Origin of the sequence: Paenibacillus sp. OAS669 (assembly GCF_014873645.1) — a bacterium.
Taxonomy (GTDB): domain Bacteria; phylum Bacillota; class Bacilli; order Paenibacillales; family NBRC-103111; genus Paenibacillus_S; species Paenibacillus_S vulneris.
Genome location: NZ_JADBDR010000005.1, coordinates 257451 through 283978, shown reverse-complemented (window position 1 = coordinate 283978; position 26528 = coordinate 257451). Strand labels below are relative to the sequence as shown.

At 50.1% G+C, this 26528-nt stretch carries 21 protein-coding genes; 16 read left to right on the top strand and 5 right to left on the bottom strand.

Features of this window, described 5'->3' with window-relative positions; all coding sequences use genetic code 11:
• Positions 1–96: 96 nt before the first annotated feature.
• From GGC63_RS13760 to GGC63_RS13745, 4 genes are all read left to right on the top strand, one after another.
• Entirely contained in the window at positions 97–1911 is a 1815-nt protein-coding gene (locus GGC63_RS13760) for an ABC transporter substrate-binding protein (protein ID WP_192702803.1), read from the top strand.
• 336 nt (positions 1912–2247) lie between these two features.
• The gene (gene ppdK, locus GGC63_RS13755) at positions 2248–4941 is read left to right on the top strand and encodes a pyruvate, phosphate dikinase (protein WP_192702802.1); all 2694 of its coding nucleotides are present in this window, start codon (positions 2248–2250) and stop codon (positions 4939–4941) included.
• 94 nt (positions 4942–5035) lie between these two features.
• Positions 5036–5479, top strand: a complete 444-nt coding sequence (gene ndk, locus GGC63_RS13750; RefSeq protein ID WP_192702801.1) for a nucleoside-diphosphate kinase — start codon at positions 5036–5038, stop codon at positions 5477–5479.
• Positions 5480–5707: 228 nt separating this feature from the next.
• Complete coding sequence (locus tag GGC63_RS13745) at positions 5708–6823, top strand: aminopeptidase (RefSeq protein WP_192702800.1); 1116 nt, start codon at positions 5708–5710, stop codon at positions 6821–6823.
• 267 nt (positions 6824–7090) lie between these two features.
• Here the strand turns inward: GGC63_RS13745 and GGC63_RS13740 are convergent, their stop codons facing one another.
• A complete protein-coding gene (locus GGC63_RS13740) occupies positions 7091–7978 on the bottom strand; it encodes an AraC family transcriptional regulator (protein ID WP_079910110.1) in 888 nt (295 codons plus the stop codon).
• A gap of 141 nt (positions 7979–8119) precedes the next feature.
• Between GGC63_RS13740 and GGC63_RS13735 the strand changes: the two genes are divergently transcribed.
• The 4 genes from GGC63_RS13735 to GGC63_RS13720 all read left to right on the top strand — a co-directional run bounded on the left by GGC63_RS13735 (position 8120) and on the right by GGC63_RS13720 (position 11893).
• Positions 8120–9406 carry a Gfo/Idh/MocA family oxidoreductase gene (locus GGC63_RS13735; protein WP_192702799.1) on the top strand — a complete coding sequence of 429 codons (1287 nt, stop codon included), beginning with the start codon at positions 8120–8122 and terminating at the stop codon, positions 9404–9406.
• Positions 9407–9531: 125 nt separating this feature from the next.
• Positions 9532–10233 carry a peptidylprolyl isomerase gene (locus GGC63_RS13730; RefSeq protein ID WP_192702798.1) on the top strand — a complete coding sequence of 234 codons (702 nt, stop codon included), beginning with the start codon at positions 9532–9534 and terminating at the stop codon, positions 10231–10233.
• 26 nt (positions 10234–10259) lie between these two features.
• Positions 10260–10481: a hypothetical protein gene (locus GGC63_RS13725; protein WP_192702797.1), complete on the top strand. Its 222-nt coding sequence runs from the start codon at positions 10260–10262 to the stop codon at positions 10479–10481.
• Positions 10482–10774: 293 nt separating this feature from the next.
• Positions 10775–11893, top strand: a complete 1119-nt coding sequence (locus tag GGC63_RS13720) for an AbrB family transcriptional regulator (RefSeq protein WP_192702796.1) — start codon at positions 10775–10777, stop codon at positions 11891–11893.
• On the opposite strand, the gene GGC63_RS13715 is transcribed toward GGC63_RS13720, so the two are convergent.
• Complete coding sequence (locus GGC63_RS13715) at positions 11890–12738, bottom strand: helix-turn-helix domain-containing protein (protein WP_079910114.1); 849 nt, start codon at positions 12736–12738, stop codon at positions 11890–11892. The two genes, GGC63_RS13720 and GGC63_RS13715, sit on opposite strands and share 4 nt — an antisense overlap.
• Before the next feature lie 289 nt (positions 12739–13027).
• On the opposite strand from GGC63_RS13715, the gene GGC63_RS13710 reads away from it, so the two are divergent.
• The 4 genes from GGC63_RS13710 (at position 13028) to GGC63_RS13695 (ending at position 18334) form a co-directional block, all read left to right on the top strand.
• The gene (locus tag GGC63_RS13710) at positions 13028–14524 is read left to right on the top strand and encodes a tagaturonate epimerase family protein (RefSeq protein WP_192702795.1); all 1497 of its coding nucleotides are present in this window, start codon (positions 13028–13030) and stop codon (positions 14522–14524) included.
• Positions 14525–14607: 83 nt separating this feature from the next.
• A complete protein-coding gene (gene uxaC / locus GGC63_RS13705; RefSeq protein WP_192702794.1) occupies positions 14608–16017 on the top strand; it encodes a glucuronate isomerase in 1410 nt (469 codons plus the stop codon).
• 166 nt (positions 16018–16183) lie between these two features.
• Complete coding sequence (locus tag GGC63_RS13700) at positions 16184–17548, top strand: multi antimicrobial extrusion protein MatE (RefSeq protein WP_225948179.1); 1365 nt, start codon at positions 16184–16186, stop codon at positions 17546–17548.
• A gap of 63 nt (positions 17549–17611) precedes the next feature.
• Positions 17612–18334, top strand: a complete 723-nt coding sequence (locus tag GGC63_RS13695) for a DsbA family oxidoreductase (RefSeq protein WP_192702793.1) — start codon at positions 17612–17614, stop codon at positions 18332–18334.
• A 65-nt stretch (positions 18335–18399) separates the two neighbouring features.
• On the opposite strand, the gene GGC63_RS13690 is transcribed toward GGC63_RS13695, so the two are convergent.
• Positions 18400–19152, bottom strand: a complete 753-nt coding sequence (locus GGC63_RS13690) for a 3'-5' exonuclease (protein WP_179135969.1) — start codon at positions 19150–19152, stop codon at positions 18400–18402.
• Positions 19153–19344: 192 nt separating this feature from the next.
• Between GGC63_RS13690 and thrC the strand changes: the two genes are divergently transcribed.
• Positions 19345–20736 (top strand): threonine synthase, encoded by a 1392-nt coding sequence (thrC, locus tag GGC63_RS13685; RefSeq protein ID WP_192702792.1) that lies wholly within the window; start codon positions 19345–19347, stop codon positions 20734–20736.
• A 65-nt stretch (positions 20737–20801) separates the two neighbouring features.
• Here thrC and GGC63_RS13680 read toward each other — a convergent pair whose 3' ends face one another.
• Positions 20802–22037 (bottom strand): CynX/NimT family MFS transporter, encoded by a 1236-nt coding sequence (locus GGC63_RS13680; protein ID WP_192702791.1) that lies wholly within the window; start codon positions 22035–22037, stop codon positions 20802–20804.
• A gap of 150 nt (positions 22038–22187) precedes the next feature.
• Here GGC63_RS13680 and GGC63_RS13675 point away from each other — a divergent pair, with 150 nt between their 5' ends.
• Positions 22188–22763, top strand: coding sequence for a helix-turn-helix domain-containing protein (locus GGC63_RS13675; RefSeq protein WP_225948178.1), 576 nt, complete (start codon positions 22188–22190; stop codon positions 22761–22763).
• Between the two features lie 11 nt (positions 22764–22774).
• On the opposite strand, the gene GGC63_RS13670 is transcribed toward GGC63_RS13675, so the two are convergent.
• Positions 22775–24046, bottom strand: a complete 1272-nt coding sequence (locus GGC63_RS13670; RefSeq protein ID WP_192702790.1) for a translocation protein TolB — start codon at positions 24044–24046, stop codon at positions 22775–22777.
• 168 nt (positions 24047–24214) lie between these two features.
• On the opposite strand from GGC63_RS13670, the gene GGC63_RS13665 reads away from it, so the two are divergent.
• Positions 24215–25237, top strand: a complete 1023-nt coding sequence (locus GGC63_RS13665; RefSeq protein WP_192702789.1) for a ketoacyl-ACP synthase III — start codon at positions 24215–24217, stop codon at positions 25235–25237.
• A 91-nt stretch (positions 25238–25328) separates the two neighbouring features.
• Positions 25329–26318: a peptide-methionine (S)-S-oxide reductase MsrA gene (gene msrA / locus GGC63_RS13660; protein WP_318781049.1), complete on the top strand. Its 990-nt coding sequence runs from the start codon at positions 25329–25331 to the stop codon at positions 26316–26318.
• Positions 26319–26528: the final 210 nt, after the last annotated feature.

The window sequence follows — 26528 nt, the reverse complement described above, 5'->3', positions numbered from 1 at the left end:
TCACTCCTTTTGTTAATGATTATAGCTGGATAAAGATGAATAAAAAGTGTAGAATGTCGATTGTATTCTTCATCTTTTATTTCAGGAGGATGTTCTATGCTGGAGTACTACTACCTGACTCTTCGAAAGCATCTCCCGAGCGCGCAGGATAAGGAAGAAATCGAGATCACTCTGCCCCAATTGACAGAATGGCTGCATTGCTCGAGCCGGAACGTGAATTTAATTTTAAAAAAAATGGAGGAGCATAAATGGATACAGTGGCTTCCGGGGAGAGGGAGAGGGCATCGGTCGAGAATCGTATTCAGGATGACCTGTGAGTCGCTAGTTCTGCAGATGGCACAGGATCATGTAAGAAAAGGCGATTTGCAGAAAGCTTTCGCTTGTATTGACGAGCACGGCTACTTGCCGACACTGAGAGATCAGTTCGTATTCTGGCTGGACAGCCACTTCGGTTATCGTCCGGAAGGGAATGAAGAGGATAGGACGGATACGCTTCGCATTCCCTATAATAAACCGATTCAATGTCTGGATCCGCCCTTTATCACCTTTGTTGTAGAATCGCATATGGCCAAACAAATTTTTGATAACCTGGTTCGTTATAACCGGCAGACGAAAACCATTGAGCCGCATCTGGCGCATTACTGGACCCGCAATGAGACGGGAACGGATTGGATGTTCTACCTGCGCAAAGGCGTGCTGTTCCACCATGGAAGGGAAATGACGGCGCTTGATGTGAAATTCACATTGGACCGAATCCGCTGTGAAGAGATTGACAGTCCTTATCGTTGGATGTTTGAGTGCGTTGACAAGATTGAAGTGTGTGCCCGATATGCCGTCAGAATCCGTTTGTCGCGGCCAAATGCGCTGTTCCTGCACTGCCTAAGCTTTGATAGGGCTTCCGTCGTTCCGGAAGATTTGGTCCTCTCCTTGGGGGATGCATTTCAACGCACACCTGTCGGTACGGGACCGTTCCAGGTGGTGCAGCATGATAACAATATGCTGGTGTGTGAAGCCTTCGCGCGTTATTTTGATAAAAGAGCCCATCTCGACCGGATTGAAATATGGTACACGCCGGAAGTGGAGTGCAAGGCGAACTGGATAGAACGGACGATGTATCGCATCCGCACCCAGTCCGGAGAGGAATCGCAAGAGCAGAAGACCAATGTGGAGATAAGATCCGATGGCTGCAGTAAAATGCTGACCTTTAATCTGAAGCTGAAGGGACCCCAGCAGCAGCTCAGCTTCCGCCAAGCCGTTATTCATGGAATAGACCGCAGCAGGAGTGAGCTGTTACCCTCACCTGAAGACGCTTATTTGGCGGACTGGTTTGTTCCTCGTGAGCATGTATCTCAGCAGGATACGCTGTACAACCCGGAGCTTGCAAAGCGGCTTCTCCAGGAAAGCGGTTATCAAGGGGAAATGATCCGTCTGGCCGTCTCAAAGGCGAACCTTGGTGAGGCGGAGGCAATTCAAAGGATGCTGGGAACAATGGGCATCCGCGTGGAGCTGAACATCTTCGGCGATGACTACCGGCAGCGAATAGAGGCTGTAGAGAAAAGTCATTTATGCTTCTATGTCATTATTCTCGATGACGATTTAGTCCTCTCCATATTGGAGCTGTTTCTTGCCGAAAACAGCTTTGTCCGAAGACATCTTAGCGATGAGCTGTTCGGAGAGCTGAAGCAGATCATCCATCAGCTATACAGCCATGAATCGGAGTGTGGGTCCGAGGGGCATATGGAGTGGATTAACCAGCTGGAGCAATTGGTGAAAAAAAACGCCGCCGTTTATTTCATGTACCATTGGCGGCAAAGAACTTATTATCATCCCTCTTTAAGAGGCGTAGCTTTGAATGCACTTGGCTGGGTATCGTTTCGCGATGTATGGTTTGAACCGGTAGCCGGGAAATAATGGGCAGGGACGAGCTTGCTGCGCTGCCCGTAATGAGCGCAAAGGGCAAGGGATCTTGATGGACTTATGGGAGTCCATGGGGGTCCTTTTTTGTTCCTGTTCAAAACGTTGATTCAACTCATCCTCATCGGAAAGAATTGCTCAAAGTTTGCTATTGGTGGATAAAAACGAAGTAGAATGAACTAATGGTCAATAAATTGCCTTTTAAATCGGGCAAAAATTCGAATTATAACGCACTATTGTTTTTAAATAGTGTGTATGATATCGTAATCTCATTAGAATTATTCCACTTCATTCCACATTCGGCTTTACATATTAGGACAGGGGGAACTGCCAATGGCAAGGGTGATGTCTTTTGGGCAAGGGGATGCAAGTATGAAGCATTTATTAGGCGGTAAAGGTGCTAATCTGGCCGAGATGACGCGGGTCGGATTGCCAGTGCCTCCAGGCTTTACAATCACGACCGATGTTTGCCGGGCTTATTATGCGGCCGGCCTCAGACTTCCGGAAGGTCTGTTTGAGGAAGTGCTTTCGGCTATGAAGGAGCTGGAGGATGCCAAGGGAGAGCGCTTCGGTGATCCATCGCGGCCGCTGCTAGTATCCGTCCGTTCGGGCTCCGTTACCTCCATGCCGGGGATGATGGACACCATTTTGAATCTCGGCTTGAACGACGATACGGTGGAAGGACTTGCCCGCTCTACCGGTGATGCGCGATTCGCCTATGATTGCTATCGACGGCTGATTCAGATGTTCGGTAATGTGGTATTCGACATGGAAGGCTATCATTTCGATTTTCTTCTGGAGCGCATGAAGCAGCAGCAAGGCTTCGAACAAGATCACCAAGTGACGGCCGATGGCTGGAAAGCGCTGATCGATGAATATAAATCCGTTATGGTGAAGCATGCGGGACGCTCCTTTCCCCAACAAGTGAAGGAGCAGCTCCAGCTGGCTGTAGAAGCGGTATTTCGCTCGTGGAACAATCAGCGCGCGCAAATCTACCGCCGTCTTCACCAAATTCCCGATGAGCAGGGAACAGCGGTCAATGTGCAATCCATGGTATTTGGCAATAGGGGAACGGACTGCGGTACAGGGGTTGTATTTACACGCAATCCTTCCACAGGCGGGCATGAGCTGTATGGGGAGTTCCTGATGAATGCCCAGGGAGAGGACGTTGTGGCTGGAGTCCGGACACCGATGCCGATCAGCAAGCTGGAGGAGGAGCTGCCGCAGGCTTACGAACAGCTTGTATCGGCGGCAAGGAAGCTGGAGCAGCATTACCGGGACATGCAGGACATTGAATTTACGGTAGAAAAAGGCAAGCTGTTTTTCCTGCAAACCCGGAACGGCAAACGAACCGCCCAGGCGGCTGTAAAGCTCGCGGTCGGGTTTGTGAAGGAAGGCACCATTTCCAAAGAAGAAGCCCTGCAACGGATCGAACCGTTCCATCTGGATCAATTGCTGCACCGCGCTATTGATTCCTCATCGCCCATGGAGGTGCTGGCTTCAGGCCTTCCGGCATCCCCCGGAGCGGCTGCAGGGCAAGCCGTCTTCGACGCCGATACGGCGGAAGCCTGGTCGCGCGCCGGGAAGAGGGTGATCCTCGTGCGTTCGGAGACGACGCCCGAGGATATCCACGGCGTGCTCACTGCCGAGGGCGTGCTTACGAGCCGCGGCGGGATGACCAGCCACGCGGCGGTCGTAGCCCGCGGGATGGGCAAGCCGTGCGTATGCGGCTGCGAGCCCATCCGGCTGCGCGATCGCGCCTTCGATGTTGCCGCCGCCGACAAGGTGACGGCGACGATAGCCGAAGGCGAGTGGATCTCGATTGACGGCGCCACAGGGCGCGTCATTCGCGGGGTGGTGCAGCTGCGCGAGCCGGAGCTGACCGCGGAGCTTGAAGAGCTGCTGGCGTGGGCGGATGAGATCCGCCGCCTGCAGGTCTATACGAACGCGGACACGCCGGAGGATGCCGGCAAGGCTCGCGGCTTCGGTGCGGAGGGCATCGGCCTATGCCGCACGGAGCATATGTTCATGTCGCCGGAGCGGATACCTGTGGTCCGCGGCATGATCCTGGCTGAGCAGCCGGAGGAACGGGCTGCCGCCCTTCGTGAGCTGCTGCCTATGCAGCAAAGCGATTTCGAAGGCATTTTCCGCGCGATGGACGGATTGCCGGTCACGATTCGCCTGCTGGATCCGCCGCTGCACGAATTTTTACCTAATTTGGAGGAGCTCGCCATCCGGCATTCTCTATTATCACAGCAGCCAACCGGTGATGGCGAGGAGCTGAAGCGGGTGGAACGAATGCTGAGGAAGGTCAGGAGCCTGCATGAAATGAACCCGATGCTGGGAACTCGCGGCTGCCGGCTGGGGCTCCTTTATCCCGAAATCTACGAGATGCAGGCCGAAGCGATTTTTCGTGCAGCCATCCAATGTCTGGACGATAACGTCGATGTTCAGCCGGACATTATGATTCCGCTGGTAGGGCATGACAGTGAGCTGAAAATCATACGCGAGCTGGTGGATCGCAAGGCGGCCGAGGTACTGGGCACCAGATGGAGCGCGATAAAGTATAGAGTAGGCACGATGATCGAGGTGCCGCGGGCGGCTATTACTGCCGGGGCGATTGCCAGGCATGCAGACTTCTTCTCCTTCGGTACGAACGATCTGACCCAGATGACGCTTGGATACAGCCGGGACGATGCGGAAGGCAAGTTCCTTACGCATTATGTGGAAAGCAAGCTTTTGCCCAACAACCCGTTCCAGGTACTCGATCAGGAAGGCGTCGGAACGCTGATCAGCTGGGCCGTTACCCAGGGCAAATCCGTTAAATCACAGCTGAAAACCGGCATTTGCGGCGAGCATGGGGGCGACAAGGAATCGATCTTCTTCTGCCATGCGGAGGGGCTTGATTACGTTAGCTGTTCTCCATATCGGGTACCGCTTGCCCGTATTGCGGCCGCACAGGCGGCTATTGCCTTGGGGAACCCTTCGGATAGAACCTCCTCACAGCTTGATCAAACCGCATCATAACCTTTTTAAGAGATCGTCATTATAATAAAGGGGTAAATGGGTAATAATGGATAATCCATTTAGTAACGATGACGGCGGGATGAGGTGCAGCCAGTTGGAAAAAACATTTTTAATGGTCAAACCCGATGGGGTACAGCGCGGCTTGATCGGTGCAATTGTTCAACGCTTTGAGGACAAAGGGTTCCAGCTAATTGGAGCCAAGCTGATGCATATAAGCAAGGAGCAGGCTCAGGTTCATTATGCGGAGCATGCCAGTAAACCTTTTTACGGAGAGCTGGTAGACTTCATTACATCAGGCCCTGTGTTCGCTATGGTGTGGCAGGGAGAGCAGATCGTCGCCCTGTCCAGAGCCATGATGGGGAAGACTAGACCGATGGAGGCGGCCCCTGGAACGATCCGTGGAGATTATGCGGTCCGAACGGAAAGCAATGTTATTCATGGCTCCGATTCGCCGGAAAGCGCGGAGCGGGAGATCGCCGTGTTCTTTAAGCCTGAAGAGCTGCTGAGCTATGAGCACGCAATTCAGCATTGGATCTAATCTCACAGGGACATGGATGCAGTGTCTTGGTTCCAGGCCCACTTTCCGATGCGGTCATCGGGAGTGGGCTTTTTTTCATATTACCGTGATGTCTGATAATCGTTTGATGTTTCAATCAAAATTGGTTACATTGATAAGGGAGGGCTGCCATAAAATCAGTAAGAGCTGTACGTTTTCCGCATGGTTTGCCCCATTGTCCGATGAACCGATAAGGAGAGAGAATAAGCAATGAGAGACCCTAGATTAAAAGTGCTGGCAAGCAACTTAATTCGATATTCCGTGAACTTTCAGCCGGGCGAAAATATTTTGATTGAGATGATAGGAATCAAGGATCAGGAATTGACCAAATGCTTGATTGAGGAAGTCCATGCTGTCGGCGGGCATCCGTTTATAGAGCTTCGCGACCCGGCGGTTACTCGGAGCCTGATGCTTCATGGCACGAAGGCGCAATATGAAACGCTAAGGGAGCTGGAGCTGAACCGGATGAAGCAGATGCAAGCTTACATTGGAGTCCGCAGCGGAGACAACATTACGGAAACCTCCGACGTGCCGGATGCGCAAATGAAGCTGTACGTGACGGAATATCAGCGCCCGGTAACGGATCAGCGCGTGAATCATACCAAATGGACAGTCATGCGCTACCCTAATCCGTCTATGGCTCAGCTGGCGAACACGAGCACCGAGGCGTTCGAGGATTTTTATTTTGAGGTATGTAATTTGGATTACAGCAAAATGGGGAAAGCGATGGAGTCTCTGGTGAGTCTGATGAACCGGACGGACAAAGTAAGACTGGTTGCTCAAGGGACGGACCTGACCTTCTCTATCAAGGACATACCGGCTATTCCCTGCGCAGGCAAAAACAATATTCCGGACGGCGAGGTGTTCACTGCGCCTGTGAAAGATTCTGTGAACGGCACGTTGTCTTACAACACCCCGACGATCTATCAGGGAACCTCCTTCGAAAATGTGGTGCTCCGCTTCGAGAACGGTAAAATCGTGGAAGCGACAAGCAACAATACGAAGAAGCTGAATGAAATTTTGGATACCGATGAAGGGGCAAGATACATAGGCGAATTCGCCATTGGAGTCAATCCGTACATCAAGCATCCTATGAAGGATATTTTGTTCGATGAAAAAATCGACGGAAGCATTCACTTCACGCCGGGGAACGCTTACGAGGAGGCGGATAACGGCAACCGCTCCTCCGTTCATTGGGACATGGTGCTGATCCAGCGGCCGGAATTCGGCGGCGGGGACATTTATTTCGACGATGTGCTGATTCGTAAGGACGGCAAATTCGTTATTCCGGAGCTGGAATCGTTAAATCCGGAGCATCTTATCTAATCTACTCCATAAAAGGACGCAGCCCCACTTAGCTGTGTCCTTTGATTTTTGAGAAACTAATTTTTTGAGAAATATGCTAAAAGGGAAGTGGGGTATGCCTCGGAGGAGTTTACGTCCGCCTTTGAAACCCGTGAAAATACAAAAAAATAGAATCGAAATTTCACGGGTTTCAACAGCGGCTGGAGGGGCATACCCCACTGTAGCTTCTTAGCAATATTTCGAGCGTACTTGTTTCTCAAAAATCACAGCCCCACGGCTGCGCCCTCTTTACTTCCCCGCCCACTTGCGGTACTGCAAAGGAGACATGCCGCAAGCCGATTTGAAGATCCGCCCGAAATGCGTGCTGCTGTCGAAGCCGACCTGCTCGGTAATGTCCGTAACGGACAGCCTGGTCGATTTGAGCAGCTTCTGGGCTTCTTGAACCCGCAGGCTGTTAACGTATTCGATGACGCCGAATCCGGTTACTTCTTTATAAATGCGGCACAAATAATAAGGGCTGATGTGAAAATGGCCGGACAACGCCTTCAATGACATCGGCTCCCGGAAATGCTCATTAATATATTTCACGATATCAGATACCTTGCGGTGAAGCGTGGTCGGATGCTCCGAGGTTCTGGCTTTGCTGTCCGAATGCTGGATATGCCGGTAGATCAACAGCAGCAGCTCGCTTAACAAGAGCCGGACGTAGCCTTCCGTGCCGTAATCGGTTTGTCTTCGCTCCCTCAGCAATTTTTCCATGATGGATTCGATCATAATAAGCTCTCTTGCATCGGGATGTAGAACCGGCCCCTCTCCGAACACGTCGAACAAATCCTCCAGTACCGAACGGTACATCGGTTCCATGAAGTAGGATTTGAAATTAATCAAGATCCGCTCATGATGGGGGGAATTGGCTACCATCGTTTTATGGAGCACATTGGGCTGAATAAGGACCAGATCCCCCTTTTTCACATGATAAGACCGGTCTTTGATGAAATAATACCGTTCACCCGCCCGCATATAATAGATTTCATATGAATCATGGGAATGGTTCTGATGCATGTTGAACGTATCCGTACGAATGGAATGATCCAGATGAAAGCCGTCCTTCTCGGCTACGAAGGAAAACGGCTTGGGCGCCGGCTTCGGCGTATTAGGAAGTAGGGGATGTTTCATAGATAAAGGACCTCCCTGCCGCGATGTTTTGGAGATTGTGCAATATAAGTTGAAAAATATTTAATGTAAGCAATTTCTGTGCTGTTTTCGAATATTTATTGCGCTATACTCACAATAACACAGACAAGGGAGGAAATATAGATGTCAAGCCGTAAACGTTATGCACTCGTGGGAACCGGAGGTAGAGCGGGATTTTTCTACACATCCATTGCCCGCGATTTTAAAGAAACATCTGAGCTCGTTGCTTTCTGCGACATCAACCAGACTCGGATGAATGTTGCCAACCAAAAATTGGAGCCGTTCGGCGTAGGTCCGATTCCTACTTATAAATCGCAAGATTTCGACCGCATGATCGAAGAGACCAAACCGGATATTGTCATCGTTACTACGGTTGACCGGACACACCATACTTATATTATCCGCGCCATGGAGCTCGGATGTGATGTTATTACTGAGAAGCCGATGACAGTGGATGAAGTGAAGTGCCAGGAGATCCTGGATGCGGTGAAAAGAACCGGCCGTAACCTGCGCGTAACATTTAATTACCGTTATTCTCCGCACAACACAAAAATCCGTGAGCTCATTATGGACGGCACGATCGGTGATGTTCACTCCGTACACTTTGAATGGCTGCTTAATACGAAGCATGGCGCCGATTATTTCCGTCGTTGGCACCGTGACAAACGCAACAGCGGCGGCTTGCTCGTTCACAAATCGACGCATCACTTCGATCTGGTTAACTTCTGGCTGGGCACACAGCCTAAGACTGTCTTTGCGTTGGGCGACCTCATGTTCTACGGACGTGAAAATGCCGAGAAACGCGGCGTAACCGAGTTTTATTCCCGTGCACACGGCAGCGAATACGCCAAGAACGATCCGTTCGCGCTGCACCTGGAGCAAAATGAGAATTTGAAAGCCATGTACCTGGATGCCGAGAAGGAAGACGGCTACTACCGCGATCAAAGCGTATTCGGAGACGGAATCAACATTGAGGATACTATGGGCGTTATGGTGAAATACCGCAACAACGCGATTCTGACTTATTCCTTGTATGCTTATGCTCCATGGGAAGGCTTCCGCGTGTGCTTCAACGGCAGCAAAGGCCGTATCGAAATGAACGTGGTTGAAGCATCGTATGTCAATTCCGGCGGCGAGCAGGCGCTGGAAGGTGCGGTTAAAGGGAAGAAAATTACGGTATTCCCGATGTTTGACGCTCCTTACGAAGTGAAGGTGGAAGAAACGAAAGGCGGGCATGGCGGCGGAGACCCTGTGCTGCTGAACGACTTGTTCGGCGAAAAAGCACCGGACCGCTTCAACCGTGCGGCTTCACACGTAGATGGCGCAATGTCCATCCTGACCGGTATTGCCGGCAATCATTCCATCAAAACCGGACTTCCGGTTCAAGTAGCTAACTTGGTTCAGTTCTAATTGTTTCCTTTTTCAAAAGAGTGCGGGGATCTGCTTGAATAAGCGGCCCTGCGCTTTTTTTGTGAAAATAAATCGTATATACTTTGTATATCTATGAAATTTATTCTAGTAAGGAGAATGCGAGAATGGGTCAAGGCTTTTTAGCAATTTTCATGATCATTGCCGGCATTGTTCATTTTGTAAGTGTTGGTGATGCAGGTATTGTAACGGCTGTGCCTGAAGAGACCAAGGCCGTTGAGCAAAACGCTGTACCTAACGAAACTAAAGCAGATGAACAGGAAAATCACAAGAAATACGATAAAGCTCCGGAAATGTCCATCGATGTGAACAAAACCTATGAGGCTGTCATCCATACGAGCAAAGGCGATTTTACGATGGAGCTGTTTCCGAAAACGGCGCCTTTGACGGTCAATAACTTCGTATTTTTGGCGAGAGACGGCTTTTATGAGGATGTTGAGTTTCACCGTGTTATTGAATCGTTCATGATTCAAACAGGAGACCCTACAGGCACTGGAACGGGCGGTCCAGGCTACAAGTTTGCCGACGAGCTGAACACTCCGTACAAGTACGAGCCAGGCATCGTTGCTATGGCCAACGCAGGCCCTAACACGAACGGCAGCCAGTTCTTTATTTGTACAGGAGAAGACAGCAAAAGCTTGAACCAATACCCGAACTATACGATTTTCGGAAAAATTACGGATGGGATGGACACGGTGCTGACCATAGCAGGAACTCCTGTGAAGGCATCGGGCTATGGCGAAAGAAGTCATCCTATTGAATCGGTCAAGATTCAAAAGGTGGACATTATTGAGCGGGATGCCGAGTAAAATAACAGGTAGAGCTGGTGAAGGATATGGAACAGTATTCAACGTTAATTGGCGTCATTTTGGAGAAGCTGGATCAGACGTATAAGGACCTGAAATTTAATTATAACGGGATGGACGGTGTCTTGAACCAGCATTCCGAGGAAGAACGTTCAAACACACCGGAGCTTCTTACTCTTGCTGAGCTTCGCGATGTATACGGTGAATTGATACAACGCTTGGAGGAACGAATGCCCGGTATTAAAGATTAAGAAAGGAAACACGACCTAACAGCTCGTCAGGCTGTTGAGGAACCTTTAATGGTTTAGAATATGGCAGATGGGTGGAGGTGGAGTATCCCCTGTAGGAGCGATAGCGACCGCCTTTGTTCTTGGGAAAATACCGCTATCGCACGATTAAAATCAAATTTTCCCAAGAACAACAGCGGCTGGAAGGGGATATTCCACCGGAGTAGCACGTACATATTTGCATCCTCAAAGGTTTTTCAGCAGACTCACGACCTCAATAGGTCGTTTTTCTTTGTCACACTAGGGAGGACATCATCATGAATCGGATAGTGGAAACACTCCTTGTCACATTTATCGGGGGACTGCTGTTTACACTGCTTCACGTCCCGCTAAGCTGGATGCTTGGCCCGCTGACAGCTGTTCTGCTGTGGACGGCATTCACCCGCCGCAGGATGACGTGGCCTGCCGGACTCCGAAATGCGGGCCTGGCGGTGTTAGGGTACGGCATGGGACTTACCTTCACGTTAGAGAGTGCCAAACAAATTTCGTCGCAGCTGCCTACGATGCTGATGGCAACCGCATTAACCATTGCTTTTAGCCTGGCCGCTGCTTATATTACATCGCGGCATACCGGGATCAGTATGGCAAGCAGCGCGATCGGCAGTATCCCGGGAGGCTTGTCGCAAATGGTTGTGTTAAGCGAAGAGATTGATGGGGCAGAGACGACGGTCGTAGCGTTTATGCAGACGATACGGCTGTTGACGGTGATTTTTACCGTTCCATTTCTCGCAGTACACGGACTGGCTGACGGAATTCAAACAGACGCTGCGTCAGGATTGAGCAAGCAAGGGGGCGGGAACAGCAGCATTATCGACTCGCTCCTGCATTGGATGCAAGATGCCGCTGCAAGACCGATGTGGTTTGTTCTCGTTGTCGCCGTCGTGGCCGCTTCGGCTTGGCTTGCTCTTAAGCTGAAATTTCCGACCCCTTTTTTTCTGGGGCCAATTATAGCAGCAGGGATATTAACCGTAACAGGGTGTGATCTGCCTCATTTGCCGTCCTTATTCACGTTGCTGGCGCAATGGAGCCTTGGCATTTATATGGGCCTCGGGATCAAATTAAGCGGCCTGTCCAATTGGAGGAAGCTGCTGCCATACTCTATCGCAGGCAGCATAGCGGTTGTCGCATTTTCGCTAGGCCTATCGTATGCGATAAGCATGGTTCACCCGATATCCGTGATAACCGGGTTTCTCAGTACTTCGCCAGGCGGGATGACCGAGATGGGGGTCACGGCCTCCCTGATCGGGGCTGATGTATCCATGGTCGTTGCTTATCAAATGTTCCGCATTTTGTTTATATTATTCTTCGTGCCTTATGCCCTTCGTTGGGGCTTCCGCCGGTTCAACGGCTCCAAATCAGCAGAAGGCCGCGGTTAGCGCTGCTGCTTGCGGTACTCGTGCGGAGTAAGCTTCGTCAACTTTTTAAACATGCGGCCAAAGTGAGCGATGTTCTCGAATCCGACGCTGTCGGCAATGTCTATGATTTTGCGGTTCGACTCCCTAAGCAGCTTCTGCGCCTCCCGTATGCGTGTCATATTGACATATTCGATGAAGGTGAAGCCTGTAATCTCTTTGAAGGCCCGGCTCATATAATAGGGGCTCATATAGAACAGCTCCGAGATACCGGATAAGGTCATGGGCTCCTGATAATGGGCGTTAATGTGCTGGACGATTTCGGATATTTTTTTGTGCAGCGGGCTCGCATGCTCGAAGGGCACGGCTTCGTGACGCTCCGCATAACGGCTGGAGAACAGCAGCAGTTCTACCAGCAGAAGCTTGATGTAGGTTTCATAGCCGGTCTGCTTCTCCTTAAGCTCCTTGGTGAGCTTGTTCATAATCGTCTGTACAAAGATTTGATCCTGTAGATTGAGACTCAGCACATGAGCCGACTGCTGATAGACGCCCAATAACGACGGATGGTAGAAAGGATGGTCCGTACCGATAAAATCGTCGCTGAAATTGATAACAATTCTTTCATGCCCGGGCTGTCCGACATCCGACGTTTTATGGACATCATGCTTGTTGATAAACACGAGGTCACCCGGAGAAATCAAATAGGAGCGGTCTTTAATAAAGTAGGTCCGCTGCCCGGATAACAAGTAATAAATTTCGTAGGTACCGTGAAAATGGTTGGTCCGCTCGAAAGGCTCCGTACGCTTGATATGCTGAATATAGAAATCGCCTTCTTCCGCACCATAGGTGAAGGATACCGTTTCGCTCATAGGGTTCACGTCACTTCCATGCTAGGTTTATCCCGCTAACGGGAATTTGATTTAATATAGATTTAATGGGCTCCAAGCAAAGACGCTGAAGCAGCTTCGAAGCCAAGACCCCAATTTGCGTGGACAGTCTCACCCACATTGCAGGGGATTTTTTTCATTGTAGCAGAGAATGATACTTTTTCATAGCAAGATGCGCATAGGTTTATCTAAATTAGACAAAATAGGCGAAGAAAGTGGTATGATTTTGCGCTATGATCGAATTATCTTATTATTCAAGGAGGCTTTATTCATGAGCAAGTTTCAGGCGATCGCCCAAGCAGTAAAAGAGGGTAACGTGAACCAAATCGACGCTAATGGCATCAAAGTGTATCCGCATTCATTGTCTGAGTCCGGAAACGTGAAGCTGGTTATGGTGAAGGATGGTCAGACCAAATTGATTTTGGCTGTCGGCGAGGGTCCATTGTTCGACGAGCTTCAAGGAACTGTAGAAGGCGGTATTAAAGCCTGCCCGTTAACACATGAAAACCGTCTGGTTATTAATAAATATTTCGATTATACCGTGCCTCGCGCATTCGGTACGCAAGTGGCGACGATCGGTCTTGGCGACCGTCTTGGCATCGCTTCTCCTGGTCATATCAAAACCGTACGCGGCAGAAATGTTCGCCCTATCTTGGCGCAGCAAAGTATTCGTGAATTGAACCTGACGGGCCGCGATTATAAGCAAGTTGTTGACGCTGCTTGCTTCGCGGCATTCCAGGAAGGCTACAAAGACGGCTTCGGCGCTGACGGCGACCACTTGAAAGTAGAGGCCGACATTGAATTGGCGCTTGGCCTTGGCTTCACCATGCTGACTCTGGACTGCTCCGAGTACATCGATAACTCTATCGAAGGTTCCTCCGCGGCAGATCAAGCAGCTAAATACAATGCTTTGTCCGAAGAAATCCGCAAGCATTACGAGTCCCGCTACCTGAACCAAACCTTCGAAGTAGCCGGAACTTCCATTACGTTTGACAAAGAAACATTGATCAAAAACGTGCTCATCTACGGACCTGCTATCGACTTCATGGAGCATATTTTCAACAAATATATCAAAACGGCTGACCGCGAAATCGACTTCGAAATCTCGATCGACGAAACGGCAACTCCTACGGCTCCTGAGTCTCACTTCCTGGTAGCTAAAGAATTGTACGCCCGCGGCTTGACAATCTACAGCATGGCGCCTCGTTTCATCGGCGAATTCCAAAAAGGGATCGACTACATCGGCGACATCGCGCAATTCGAGAAAGAATTGATCATCCATGCAGGGATTGCTGACGATTTTGGGTACAAGCTTAGTATCCACTCCGGTAGTGACAAGTTCAGCGTATTCCCGATTATCGGAAAATACACCAAAGGCCGTTTCCATGTGAAAACAGCGGGAACCAACTGGCTGGAGGCTGTTAGAACGGTAGCGAAAGTTAACCCAAGCTTGTACCGCAGAATGCATCAATATGCTTTGGAGCATTTTGAAGAAGCGACAGCTTATTACCATGTAACGACCGATCTAAGCAAAATCGTTCCATTGGACCAAGTGGCTGACGCGGATCTGGCCGATACGTACATGAACGAGAACAATGCCCGCCAAGTGATCCATATCACTTATGGTATTCTGCTTCAAGCGAAGGATGCGGAAGGCAAATCGTTGTTTAAAGACGAGTTCTACAGCACGTTGAGCGACCAAGAGGAAGCATTCGAGCAATCGCTGATTTCTCATATCGGCAAGCATTTGGATCTGTTGGGCAAGTAATATATCATCCAGGCCGAAAGGTGCTTACAGCACGTTTCGGCTTGGTCATAATTAACAATCATGGGAGAAGGGATGATTCCTGTATGAAGCAATTTCTCGACGAGAACTTTTTGTTGTCTAACGAAACGGCAGTACGTTTATATCATGATTTCGCTAAGGATATGCCGATTATCGACTACCACTGCCATTTGAGCCCGCAAGAAATTTACGAGAACAAAACATTCAAAAACATTACGGAAGCTTGGCTGTACGGAGACCATTACAAATGGAGAGCAATGAGATCCAATGGAGTGGAAGAGAAATTCGTTACCGGCGGCGAAGGCGCTTCCGATTATGACCGTTTCCTTGCATGGGCCAAAACCGTTCCGCAAACGATCGGCAACCCGCTTTATCATTGGTCCCACTTGGAGCTGCAGCGCTATTTTGGCATTTATGATCTGCTTAACGAGAAGAATGCCCCTGCCATTTGGGAAAAAGTAAACGCTCAACTGAACGGCGAAGGCTTCGGAGCGAGAGATTTCATCAAGAAATCGAACGTCAAAGTCGTATGTACCACTGACGATCCTACGGATTCCTTGGAATACCACATTAAAATCAAAGACATCAAAGATTTCGACGTCTTGGTGCTTCCTTCATTCCGTCCGGATAAAGGACTTGAAATCAACCGCGCAACCTTCCTGCCATGGGTAGAGAAGCTGGGGCAAGTTGCCGGTCAAGCAATCGACAGCTACGATCAATTGCTGGCGGCGCTGGAATCAAGAATTCGTTTCTTCCATTCAGTCGGCGGCCGCGTGTCTGACCATGCGTTGGATTATGTTGCTTACGCTGAAACAACGAAAGAGCAGGCGGCTGCGATTTTTGCCAAAGCTTTGAAGGGCGAAGCCGTAAGCCTTGAAGAAGAAAAGCAGTACAAAACGTATACCCTTGTCTTTATGGGCAAGCTGTATGCGGAATTGGGCTGGGCTATGCAGTTCCATATTAATGCTGCACGCAACAACAACAGCCGTATGTTCGGCAATCTCGGTCCGGATACCGGTTACGACTCCATCAACGACAGCTCTCTTGCATATCCTCTTGCCAAGCTGCTTGACGCTTTGGATAGCGAAGATGCATTGCCTAAGACGATTCTGTATTCCTTGAACCCTAAAGACCATTATGTGCTGGGCACGATTATGGGCAGCTTCCAGGGTGGAGGCGTTCCAGGCAAAATTCAGTTGGGCTCCGCTTGGTGGTTCCTTGATACTAAGGACGGCATGATCGAGCAAATGAAAGCTCTATCGAACCTGGGCTTGTTCAGCCGCTTTGTCGGTATGCTGACGGATTCCAGAAGCTTCCTGTCCTACACAAGACATGAGTACTTCAGAAGAATTGTATGTAATTTGATCGGCGAATGGGTCGAGAACGGAGAGGCTCCTAACGATCTCGAGCTGCTCGGCACCATCGTTCAAAATATTTGTTATAACAACGCCAAAGAGTATTTCAATTTCTCCTAAGCGGCAGGCGAATCTCGACAAGTCCGGTATATCCTCGCGATATGCCGGGCTTTTTTTGCATTGCGGAGCTTATTCATTGGATAAAAGGAAGGATATGGTTAGACGGCATGGAATACGTATGATGGAGAGGCACAGGAAGCGACTAAACGATGGAGGACCTCGATACATGGACAGCCGCAATGCAACGATGCATCCGGATGAATTAGAAGAGCAACGATTATCTTATAGAAAGCTGCTGGCCTTCTTCATTCCGCTGGGTGCCTCGGCCAGTCTGGTCATGATCTCCCATATCATTATTAACGGAACCTTGGCCAGAGCCGATCATCCGGAGCTTATGATTGCCAGCTACAGCATAGCCTTGAGCCTGATGGACGTCATTGAAAGGCCTGCGGTTTTGCTGAGACAGACTTGTTCCGCTTTGGTGCGTGACCGGGTATCGTTTCGAGCAATGTCGCATATCGCGATGTGTCTATTGCTGTGCAGCTTCGTGATCGGTTTGGCCATCAGTTATACTCCGCTTGGAGATTGGGTCTTTCTGCATGGTTTCGGGGCAAGCAGCGAACAGCTTCCCGAAATTATGAGCGTATTCAAGCTGCTCATTTTCGTCATTCTATTTTCCGGTATCCGGTGCTTGTACCATGGCATCATTATATACAACCTGCGGACCAAATGGCTCACGATCGGGATGGCTATCCGGTTGGTAGGGATGTTCCTTGTGGCGGCTTATTTTGTAGCCTTTGACAGGGTGACGAGCGGAGCCGTAGGTGCGCTTATTTTTCTCATCGGGATGGCGATAGAATGTATTATTAGCGTTATCGAAGGCCGGTCTCTGCTGAAGCATTCGATTCCGGAAAAGCTCGAGGGACATCCGATCACAAGCAAGCGCCCTATATTCCGGTTTTATCGGCCCTTAATGTATTCCTCCTTCCTGGCGGTGATCATTGATCCGTCTATCAATGCGTTTCTTGGCCAGACGTGGAATATGGAGCTCGCTATTGCTTCCTTTGCCATCGCGTTGAATCTGGCGCATTTAATGCAGAGCTTCTTTTCGTATATGCATCAGATCGTTCTGAACTTTTACCATGTGAGCGCCGGGCATGTATTCCGCTTTGCCCTGCTGATGAGTCTGCTGCCCGCAGGGTTGTTATCTATTCTTGCGTATACGTCAGTCGGCCCCTGGTTCATGGAGCATGGGCTGGGGTTGCAGGCGGGAAGCCCGTTAATGAACGAAAGCTTGAGAGCTCTCCGCTTTTTTATGATTATGAATCTGGTATTTCCGTGGCTGGACTACTGTCATGGCATCGTGATGCTTAGGGGGCAGACCCGAATCATGGTATGGTCGCAGGCGTTTAACGTTATCGTGACGCTGGTTACCCTATACGTTCTAGTTAAGCTTGTTCCGGGCTGGAGCGGATCTATCGGGGCTTTGGCGCAATCGCTTGGACTAACCGGAGAAATTTTGATTGTGCTATGTATTTTACGAATGACGAACCGTACCCGGCTCGGACCTGCTTTCGCCCGTTCATTGTAGACGGGGGAGGAAAGCTATATAATAAGCTGTGACTCATTAAAGCAAACTGGGGAGGTAATCGGGATGAAAGTGGAAGTTTGGTCGGACATCATGTGTCCGTTCTGTTATATCGGTAAAAGACGGTTTGAAGCCGGGCTGGAGCAGTTTGCCCATAAAGAGGAAGTGGAGATCGTCTATCGCAGCTTCGAGCTTGATCCGAGCTCGCCAAGGCATTCCAGCCAGAACGTCCATGAGATGCTGGCTTCCAAATACGGAATGAGCGTGGAACAGGCCAAGGGAATGAATGCGGATGTAGGAAAACAAGCCAAGGCAGTAGGTCTCGACTTTGCATTCGACACCATGATCTTGACGAATACGTTTGACGCCCATCGTCTAATCCAATTCGCCGCGGAGCACGGCAAAGGTAAAGAGGCAGCAGAGCTGTTATTTAAAGCATACTTCACCGATTCGCTTCATGTAGGCGAGCATGAGACATTAATTGAAATTGCGGGTCAGGCCGGACTTTCCCGGGAAGAAGCGGCAGCCATGCTGGCTGGCAACCAATATTCCGACGAAGTGCGGGCGGACGAAGAGGAGGCTCGCCGATTGGGAGTGAACGGGGTGCCGTTCTACGTCATTAACCGCAAATACGGCGTGTCGGGCGCTCAGCCAAGCGAGACGTTCCTTCAAGTACTGCAGCAGGTATGGGAAGAAGAGCAGCCGCTTCAAATGATTCAAGGTGAATCTGGCCAGGCTTGCAGCGATGGGGTATGCAGCCCTGGCGATCCGGATCAGGATCGTAAATAAGTGTCCATAAACGGCAAAACCGTCCTTGATAAGGACGGTTTTTGTCGTAAAGAGCCTGTTTGAGCTTAGGCGAGCTGCTGCTTTCTGGCTTTTCTGCCGTATTTGGCGTGGAAAAATTTGGTGAACAGCTCTTTCACCATCTCGATTTCCTCAGCGCTCAGCTTCATCACTTCCACATATTTGCGGGTCTTTTCATCCTTGATGAACTGATTCCAGGTTAACGTCTGCTCTTTTTCCAACGCATTATCCAACGATAGAGTGATCCATTTTTTAATGCCCCCGGTACATAGCTTAAATTGATTAGGGACAAAATAATCGGTAGAAGCAACCACCTCAGGCTTCAATTGAAGCAGCTGGGCCGTATTTAACGCATCATCCAATGCCGAGTGATGCTGCCCGATTGGTTCGAGATGATGGTCTGCCAGCGCTTGCTGCAGGCCGCCTTCGAAATAGGCGGTCACATCCAGCAGGTTGACGAGCCATTCATCGCTCAGCTGATTCACCTTGCAATCCAGGAACAGGTGGAAAAAGTCGCCTCCGCCCCAAGCTAGCATCGTATACTCCTCGCCGCAGAATTTCCGGAAGGCTTGTACCACTTCGGCAAAGCGTTTGCTTCGGTGCAGCGTTTCTTTGGAAATTCCGCAAAATTGCAGGGCAAATCTATTAATATAGAAATTAGGATTAATATAGCTTTGAAATGTATCGATGACCTCCAGCCGCTCGTTCAGCTTGACGGCTCCAATCTCGATGATTTCCATGGGATAAATATCGTAATGCTTTCTTCCGTTAAATTCGAGGTCTATCACGATATAATTCATTCTTTCACCCCCTGGTACAAGCATACCACGTTTAGGGCCTATTTTTGTAATGTTTTTCGTTACCAGAGTTGACGAAAAAAGTCGATAAACAGCCGAATTTGTAAACCTTTCGCACTTTAACGCTTTTCTTGTTCATAATAAGCCGACTTTTTGGTATAATGAAGTGAATTTTCGTACGCGAAGGGGATTAGTATGGACTATATTAGCACGCGAGGAAAAGTAGAGAAATGTGGATTCATCGACGCCTTCCTGATGGGGCTTGCCAACGACGGCGGTCTGGTCATTCCAAGTGAAATTCCGGTGATCTCGGAGCAGAAGCTGAAGGAATGGGAAAGCCTGTCCTACCAGGATCTGATGCTTGAAATATTCTCTTATTTTACAAATGACGAAATTCCTTATGAGGATCTGAGAAAGCTGATCTATGACAGCTACTCTACCTTCAGGGATGAGAACGTAACGCCTCTGAAACCAATCAATGATTCGCTGTATGTGCTGGAGCTGTTCCATGGGCCGACCTTTGCATTCAAAGACGTCGCGCTTCAGTTCATGGGCAATCTGTATTCTTATGTAGCGACCAAAAGAAATGAAATCATTAATATTCTCGGTGCAACCTCAGGGGATACCGGAGCGGCAGCCATTCAGGGCGTACGGGGCAAAGAAGGAATCCGGATTTGCATCCTCCACCCTCATCAAAAGGTAAGCAAGGTTCAAGAGCTTCAGATGACGACGGTGCAGGATGAAAATGTGCTGAACTTATCGGTCAAAGGCAACTTCGATGATTGTCAGCAGTTCATTAAAGAGCTGTTCGCGGATGTGGATTTCAAGCATAAATATCATTTGCGTGCCATCAATTCCATCAACTTTGTAAGGATTTTGGCGCAAACCGTGTACTACTTCTATGCTTATTTCCAAATTTCCAAATCCAAACCGGTAGGCAAGGTCAACTTCAGCGTGCCTACAGGCAACTTCGGGAATATTTTCTCGGGCTATTTGGCGAAGCAAATGGGTCTTCCGGTAGGCAAGCTGATCTTGGCTACCAATGAGAATAATATCCTGGAGCGTTTCGTTAAAGAAGGCGTATATATGCCTGGAGAATTCCACAGCACCTACAGCCCTTCCATGGATATTCAAATTGCCAGCAATTTCGAACGGTATTTGTACTACTTGACCGGGAAAAATTCGGAAAAGGTAGCTTCTCTTATGAACCAGTTCCGTTCCGAAGGCAAAATTGAGATAGCCGGCGAGGAGCTTCAAAAGGTTCAAGCTGATTTTGAATCCAAAGGGGTTCAAGGCAAAGATTGTCTTCAGGTTATCGAAAAGTATTACAAGCAATACAGCTACTTGTTCGATCCGCATACGGCCTGCGGTGTCTCCGCATACGAAGCTTGCAGCGGCGACGACGAAGTGTGTGTCGTATTCGCTACCGCTCATCCGGCCAAGTTCAACGAGTCCATCGAGCTGGTTCGTATCGAACAGACGTTCCCGCTGGAAATCCAAGGCCTGTTCGATAAAACACAGTACCAGACCGTTGTTGATAACGAAAAGCAGCAGCTGGTGAAGCAATTGGAAACCTTTTTCGCATAAATGGAATGTAAAAAAAGACATCGCTTTGGAGTTTGAGGGCGATGTCTTTTTTTCATTCCATAAAATTATCGTTTAGCGGAGGAGCCAATCTGGATATTGCGGCCGGCCCCAATCCCGCACATCAAGTATAATGCAGTTGCGATGATAAGCACGAGCAGCGGAGCGGACCAAGCGCCGGTCAAGTCATGCAGCCAACCGATCAAGATAGGCCCTACTGCGGCCAGCAGATAACCCAAGGATTGGGCCATCCCCGAGAGCACGGCAGCTTGAGCAGGAGTTGCCGACCTGAGCGCGAAGAAGGCAAGCGCCAAGCTGATGCTGCCTCCCTGCCCGATTCCGATCAGAACGATCCAGAGCGGAGCAATGGATGGAGAGCTTGTGAGCAGCAGTCCGACATAGCCCAGCAAAGCGGAGCAGGCGCTGAAGGCTACCAATCCGCGTTGACTGGCCCTTCTGCCGGCTAACGTCGGCATGATGAAGGAGAACGGCAAGCTGACGGCTTGCATCAGGGATAACATCCAGCCAGCCGTGGTCGGGCTCATCCCTCTGTCATGCAGGATGGCAGGCAGCCAAGCGATCGTTACATAAAATGCCAGAGACTGCAGCCCCATGAACAGAGTTACCTGCCAAGCGAGGCGAGAACGCCACAAGCTGATGGAAGCGCTCTGTGCGGCTGCCGCCGTGCTCTTGGACTGCGTGGAACGAAGCTGCGGCAGCCAAACGATAAGTCCCGCTATGGAGAGTACCGCCCAGCAGCCGAGCGACCCTCGCCAACCAAGACCGAGCCCGCTGGAAATAGGAACGCTGATACCCGAAGCCAGGGCGGCCCAAGTGCTCATGGACATGGAGTAGAGACCGGTCAGCAGTCCGACTTTGCCTGGAAAATCACGTTTAATGAGGCTGGGAAGCAGAACATTGCCTACTGCGATACCCGCGCCCATGACGGCTGTGCCGATAAATAGTGGGGCGACGCCCGGAACAGAGCGCAGCAGGATCCCTAAGGTCAGTGCGATAAGGCTTGCGAATAAAGTTTTCTCCGTTCCGATCCTCCTGGCTATTCCGGGTGCCAATGGCGACAGCAGGGCAAATGCGAGCAGCGGGAATGCCGTCAGTAAGCTGGCCAGCACATTCGATAAGCCGGTCTCCGCTCGAATGGTCGAAGTGAGAGGGCCTACGACCGTGATGGATGCGCGTAAATTCGAAGCTATCAGCACGACGCCGAGCATAAGCAGCAGGCTGCCGCTGCGAGCTGTTCCAGTTGCCTGGGCTTGTAAGGAAGAGGACGATGCATTATTGCTCATGATTAAGACTCCTTCTTAAGAAAATATAAGTCTGCAGCGAAAGAAAAATGGGCTTCTAGGTCTGCATCACGATTGCTTCTGACAGTAAACTATAATATACTTATATTGCAGAAAAGTAAACTATAATTTATTTTTGTGAGGTGGACTGGATTGGATTTACCGAAAGATACGGAGCAGGACATGATGGAGATGGTGCGGAGAATTGGACATCAGCTTAGGCACATGCGCAAGGAACGGAAGCTGAGCCTCGATGATCTTGCGGATCTCACCGGCGTCAGCAAGCTGACACTGGGGAAGATAGAGCGGGGGGAGACGAATCCGAGCCTGGCTGTCATTTGGCGTATTGCCGACGGATTATCCATTCCCATGTCCTCTTTATTCGAGAATGAGACATTCGTTCAACTGTCACGCTCGGGGGAAGGCATTCATTTTACAGACGGCCCTTTTCGGGTGGAGCCGATTTTTACTCGTTCCTCGAATGGAATAGCCGACAGCTATCGTGTATTTTTGCAGCCTGACAGCTCCTATTCCTCCGAGTATCATCCGGCCGGTCTCATTGAGACAGCGACCGTCATGTCGGGCTCGGTCCGGATCAATGTATGCGATACGTCTTATGAGATGGGGCTGTACGACTCCATTCGCTTTCGCGGCGATTACAGCCATTCCTACATCAATACCTCAGATTCCACGGCCGTCATCCATATTTCACTTGAAAGGCAGGGTTAGCAGTCACCTAATTAGTTTTGAAAACCGGCTATGTACCAGCTTAGAACCTCACTCCAGTCCCATTGCTCGTAATAGTTGGAGCCTAGATCAATGGAGCTGATCCATGTAATTGCCCCAGACCCGTCCGGCTGTCCCAGCATGACGGATGCCAGGTTACGGTCGGAACGGACCCATCCGAGCTTGTTCGCTGCAGGAATATAGGCAGGCGAATAGTCTCCGAACCCGGCAGGAGGCGCGGTAATAGGACGCTGCACGGCGCTCTGAAGCATTAAACGAACCAGGACGGGGACCGGACGTGCCGCAGGATCGGTCGACCATTTGCTCTCTGTAGCACGGGATACCACTATCGTATCCTCATTCAGCCATGCAAAATTGCCGTCGGCAAAGCCTTCAGGTGTTAGTGTCGGAGAGTGCAAGGCCGGCAGCTCCTTGATTTTCAAATGCTTGTTCTCCAATGCCATTCTTCCTCCGCCTTGAATATAGGCCAGCCGTGTTTTGACGGGAGCCCACTGAAACCAGCCGGTATTCGCCAGCATTTCATCGAGGGGTAGAAATGTTTTGCCATTGGAAGAAAGCAGGCAGAGCATGTCGCTGTCCGCCGACCACGAAGCCGTAGGATGAACGACGAAAGCAATCCATTTCCGATCGTAGGACCACTTGAAGAGGGTTGTGCCGATAGAGAGCACCGTGACGTTCCCTTGGGTCAGTTGAGAAGGGATGGTGAAAAAGGGCTTGATCTTCTTTTCATCGAGCTTGGCGTCGACCGGTATTTTGTACAGAATAGGCCGGGTCCAGCCGTCCGGCAGACGAGCCGCGGTAGAAGAAGCCAGGAAGCCTGTTCCATCCGGCAGCCAAGAGTAGTTATTGACCCCAAGTGCAACATTGTCGAAGCGATTGCCGGTTACCTTCTCGGCGTCGGTAATATTCAAAATCAGTTCATCCTGAAAGGCCAGAATATTAGAAGTTGGCGACCACTGGAGGTTGCTTCCGCGGCCTCCATAAGCTTGCTCATGACGACCGGTGTTGATGTGATAGACCCATATTTCGTTGTTTTGTTCTCCGGATGCCTTCATATAGGCGATCCATTGCCCGTCATAAGACCATCTCGGATGGGAGGCCCCGCCGTCTCTTGTCAGCTGCTTCTCGGTATCCCCTTCCTTTACCCATAGATTGCCGCCTCGAATAAACGCCGCTTTTACGGGAGTTTCCGGTGACGCATCCGCTGCAGGCAGAAGACCGGACATTCCGAACCACACGATGGCAATCAGACCCAACCATCTCAATAGATGTCCCCTCCTTATAGAATCAATGAACTTGAATCTTCCTTAATTTGCTCCTCGGGGTACCGCTTCATTCCATAAGTTATTGTCCATTGACACATTAGGTGGCGGAGGTTATATTTAACTTAGTACTAGGTACTAATACTTGATAATAAAAAAGGATGATGGGCTGTGGAAATCCAAAAAGCCAGAATAACCGCAATTGGCACCTACGTGCCTGAAAAACGATTGACGAATCACGATTTGGAGGGCATGGTGGAGACCAGCGATGAATGGATCGTTCAGCGTACAGGCATCCGTGAGCGAAGAATCAGTGAACCCAAACAATATACAAGCGATTTGTGCGAGGCTGCCGTAAAAGATATGATGCACCGGTACGGAAAGTCCGTATCCGACGTCGATTTTATTATCGTTGCTACCAGCACTCCCGATTTTCCTTTTCCGAGCACCGCTTCGATTTTGCAGGACCGTCTTGGCATTTCGGCTTCCACTGGGGCTATCGATGTTAGTGCCGCCTGCGCCGGATTCGTCTACGGTCTACATATGGCGAACGGACTGATCGCATCGGGATTGCATCGCAAAATATTGGTCATAGGAGCGGAGACGCTGACTAAAATTACGGACTACACAGACCGGACGACATGCGTATTGTTCGGGGACGGTGCAGGTGCCGTGCTCGTGGAACGGGAGGATGGAGACCTTCCGTCCAGCTTCCTGTCTGCCCATTTGTCTACGGACGGCAGCGGCGGCACACATATTTATCAAACCCGGATTGCTAACCAGTGGAACGGGATTGAATTAATCGATAAGCAGCTGCTAGTTCAGAACGGCAGGGAAGTATTCAAATGGGTTGTAAGGACGGTGCCGGATGGAATGAAGGAAGTACTCCGGAAGGCGCATATGGATTTGGAACAGGTCGATTGGTTCATCCCTCACAGCGCGAACCTGAGAATGATAGAGCCTCTCTGCGAACGGAGCGGTATTCCTATGGAGAAAGCGTTGTACAGTCTGGTGCATTTCGGCAATACATCGGCAGCTACTATCCCGCTTGCGCTGGATTTGGGACTCAGAGAAGGCAAGGTGCATAATGGGGACAGCGCCCTTTTATACGGGTTTGGGGCCGGACTTGTCCAAGCAGGAATGCTGATCCGTCTTCATTTGGACCGTCAGGAAGCTGATCCCGCACCTCTGTAAAAGGCGCCGGCATTCCATTTGGTTGCTTGCCGAATTCTTGGTATGATGGTATGTATATGGATAAGTACCTAAGACAGAGGAGTGAGTAGCTGTGGAAACCAATACAAATCAGGAAAGCGGGCTGGAACTGGCTACATTTGCGGGAGGATGCTTCTGGTGCATGGTCACCCCTTTCGACCAGCTGCCGGGCATCGTGAAGGTTGTGTCAGGGTATACGGGGGGACATAAACCGAACCCGACCTACCAGGAGGTATGCTCCGAGACGACAGGGCATGCCGAAGCGGTTCAAATTACGTTTGACCCGCAAATATTTCCATATGAAAAGCTGCTGGATACGTTCTGGCGCCAGATCGATCCGACCGATACCGGCGGCCAGTTCCATGATAGAGGGCCGTCTTACCGCACAGCCATTTTCTACCATACCGAGGAGCAGCGGCAGAAGGCGGAAGCATCGAAGGCTGCGCTCGAACAGAGCGGCCGGTTTGATCGTCCGGTTGTGACGGAGATTGTGCCTGCCACTGAATTTTATGAGGCGGAGGAATATCATCAGGATTACTATGTGAAAAATCCGCTTCGCTACAAAATGTACAGAAAAGGCTCGGGGCGGGATGCTTTTATCGAACAGCATTGGAACACGACCCGGGATAAAGAGCAGCGCAAAGGCCAATTGACCCCGCTGCAATACGAGGTAACGCAAAACAACGCCACCGAGCCCCCGTTTCAAAACGAGTTCTGGGACCATCACGAAGAAGGAATTTATGTAGATATCGTATCGGGAGAGCCTCTGTTCAGCTCCAGGGATAAGTTCGATTCCGGCTGCGGCTGGCCGAGCTTTACCAAACCGCTGATATCGGCTAACGTTAAGGAAAAGCAGGACTACAGCCATTTTATGATTCGTACCGAAGTTCGGAGCCGGGAGGCCGACTCCCATTTGGGCCACGTATTTACGGATGGGCCGAAGGAAGCGGGGGGACTGCGCTACTGCATCAATTCCGCCGCGCTTCGGTTTATACCGAAGGATCAGCTGGAGAAGGAAGGCTACGGCGCTTACGCCAAATGGTTTGATGAATCAGGGGAATAAACTGGAAGGTACACGCGGAGGCGTCTTTGTTCTCCTAAGGCAAAATCTCTTTGCGGCAAGCCGTTCAAGCATAGCTCCATGTTAGGAAGTGTATTGTTCCTGCTGTATCAGGCTGTTGAGATCATCTCGGCAGCCTTTTTTGCAGGGAGTCGTGCATGATTATACATAAAAGTGGAATTTTCATTGAGTTGGTAATATAGAAAATTTTGT

Excerpts from the sequence above, each read along its gene's own strand:
- GGC63_RS13730 (WP_192702798.1), top strand. The coding sequence starts at position 9,532 with ATGGGTCAAGGCTTTTTAGCAATTTTCATGATCATTGCCGGCATTGTT.
- uxaC (WP_192702794.1), top strand. The coding sequence starts at position 14,608 with ATGAAGCAATTTCTCGACGAGAACTTTTTGTTGTCTAACGAAACGGCA.
- GGC63_RS13760 (WP_192702803.1), top strand. The coding sequence starts at position 97 with ATGCTGGAGTACTACTACCTGACTCTTCGAAAGCATCTCCCGAGCGCG.
- GGC63_RS13725 (WP_192702797.1), top strand. The coding sequence starts at position 10,260 with ATGGAACAGTATTCAACGTTAATTGGCGTCATTTTGGAGAAGCTGGAT.
- GGC63_RS13680 (WP_192702791.1), bottom strand. The coding sequence starts at position 22,037 with ATGAGCAATAATGCATCGTCCTCTTCCTTACAAGCCCAGGCAACTGGA.
- thrC (WP_192702792.1), top strand. The coding sequence starts at position 19,345 with ATGGACTATATTAGCACGCGAGGAAAAGTAGAGAAATGTGGATTCATC.
- GGC63_RS13745 (WP_192702800.1), top strand. The coding sequence starts at position 5,708 with ATGAGAGACCCTAGATTAAAAGTGCTGGCAAGCAACTTAATTCGATAT.
- GGC63_RS13695 (WP_192702793.1), top strand. The coding sequence starts at position 17,612 with ATGAAAGTGGAAGTTTGGTCGGACATCATGTGTCCGTTCTGTTATATC.
- GGC63_RS13740 (WP_079910110.1), bottom strand. The coding sequence starts at position 7,978 with ATGAAACATCCCCTACTTCCTAATACGCCGAAGCCGGCGCCCAAGCCG.
- ppdK (WP_192702802.1), top strand. The coding sequence starts at position 2,248 with ATGGCAAGGGTGATGTCTTTTGGGCAAGGGGATGCAAGTATGAAGCAT.
- GGC63_RS13700 (WP_225948179.1), top strand. The coding sequence starts at position 16,184 with ATGGACAGCCGCAATGCAACGATGCATCCGGATGAATTAGAAGAGCAA.
- GGC63_RS13735 (WP_192702799.1), top strand. The coding sequence starts at position 8,120 with ATGTCAAGCCGTAAACGTTATGCACTCGTGGGAACCGGAGGTAGAGCG.
- GGC63_RS13690 (WP_179135969.1), bottom strand. The coding sequence starts at position 19,152 with ATGAATTATATCGTGATAGACCTCGAATTTAACGGAAGAAAGCATTAC.
- GGC63_RS13710 (WP_192702795.1), top strand. The coding sequence starts at position 13,028 with ATGAGCAAGTTTCAGGCGATCGCCCAAGCAGTAAAAGAGGGTAACGTG.
- GGC63_RS13715 (WP_079910114.1), bottom strand. The coding sequence starts at position 12,738 with ATGAGCGAAACGGTATCCTTCACCTATGGTGCGGAAGAAGGCGATTTC.
- GGC63_RS13720 (WP_192702796.1), top strand. The coding sequence starts at position 10,775 with ATGAATCGGATAGTGGAAACACTCCTTGTCACATTTATCGGGGGACTG.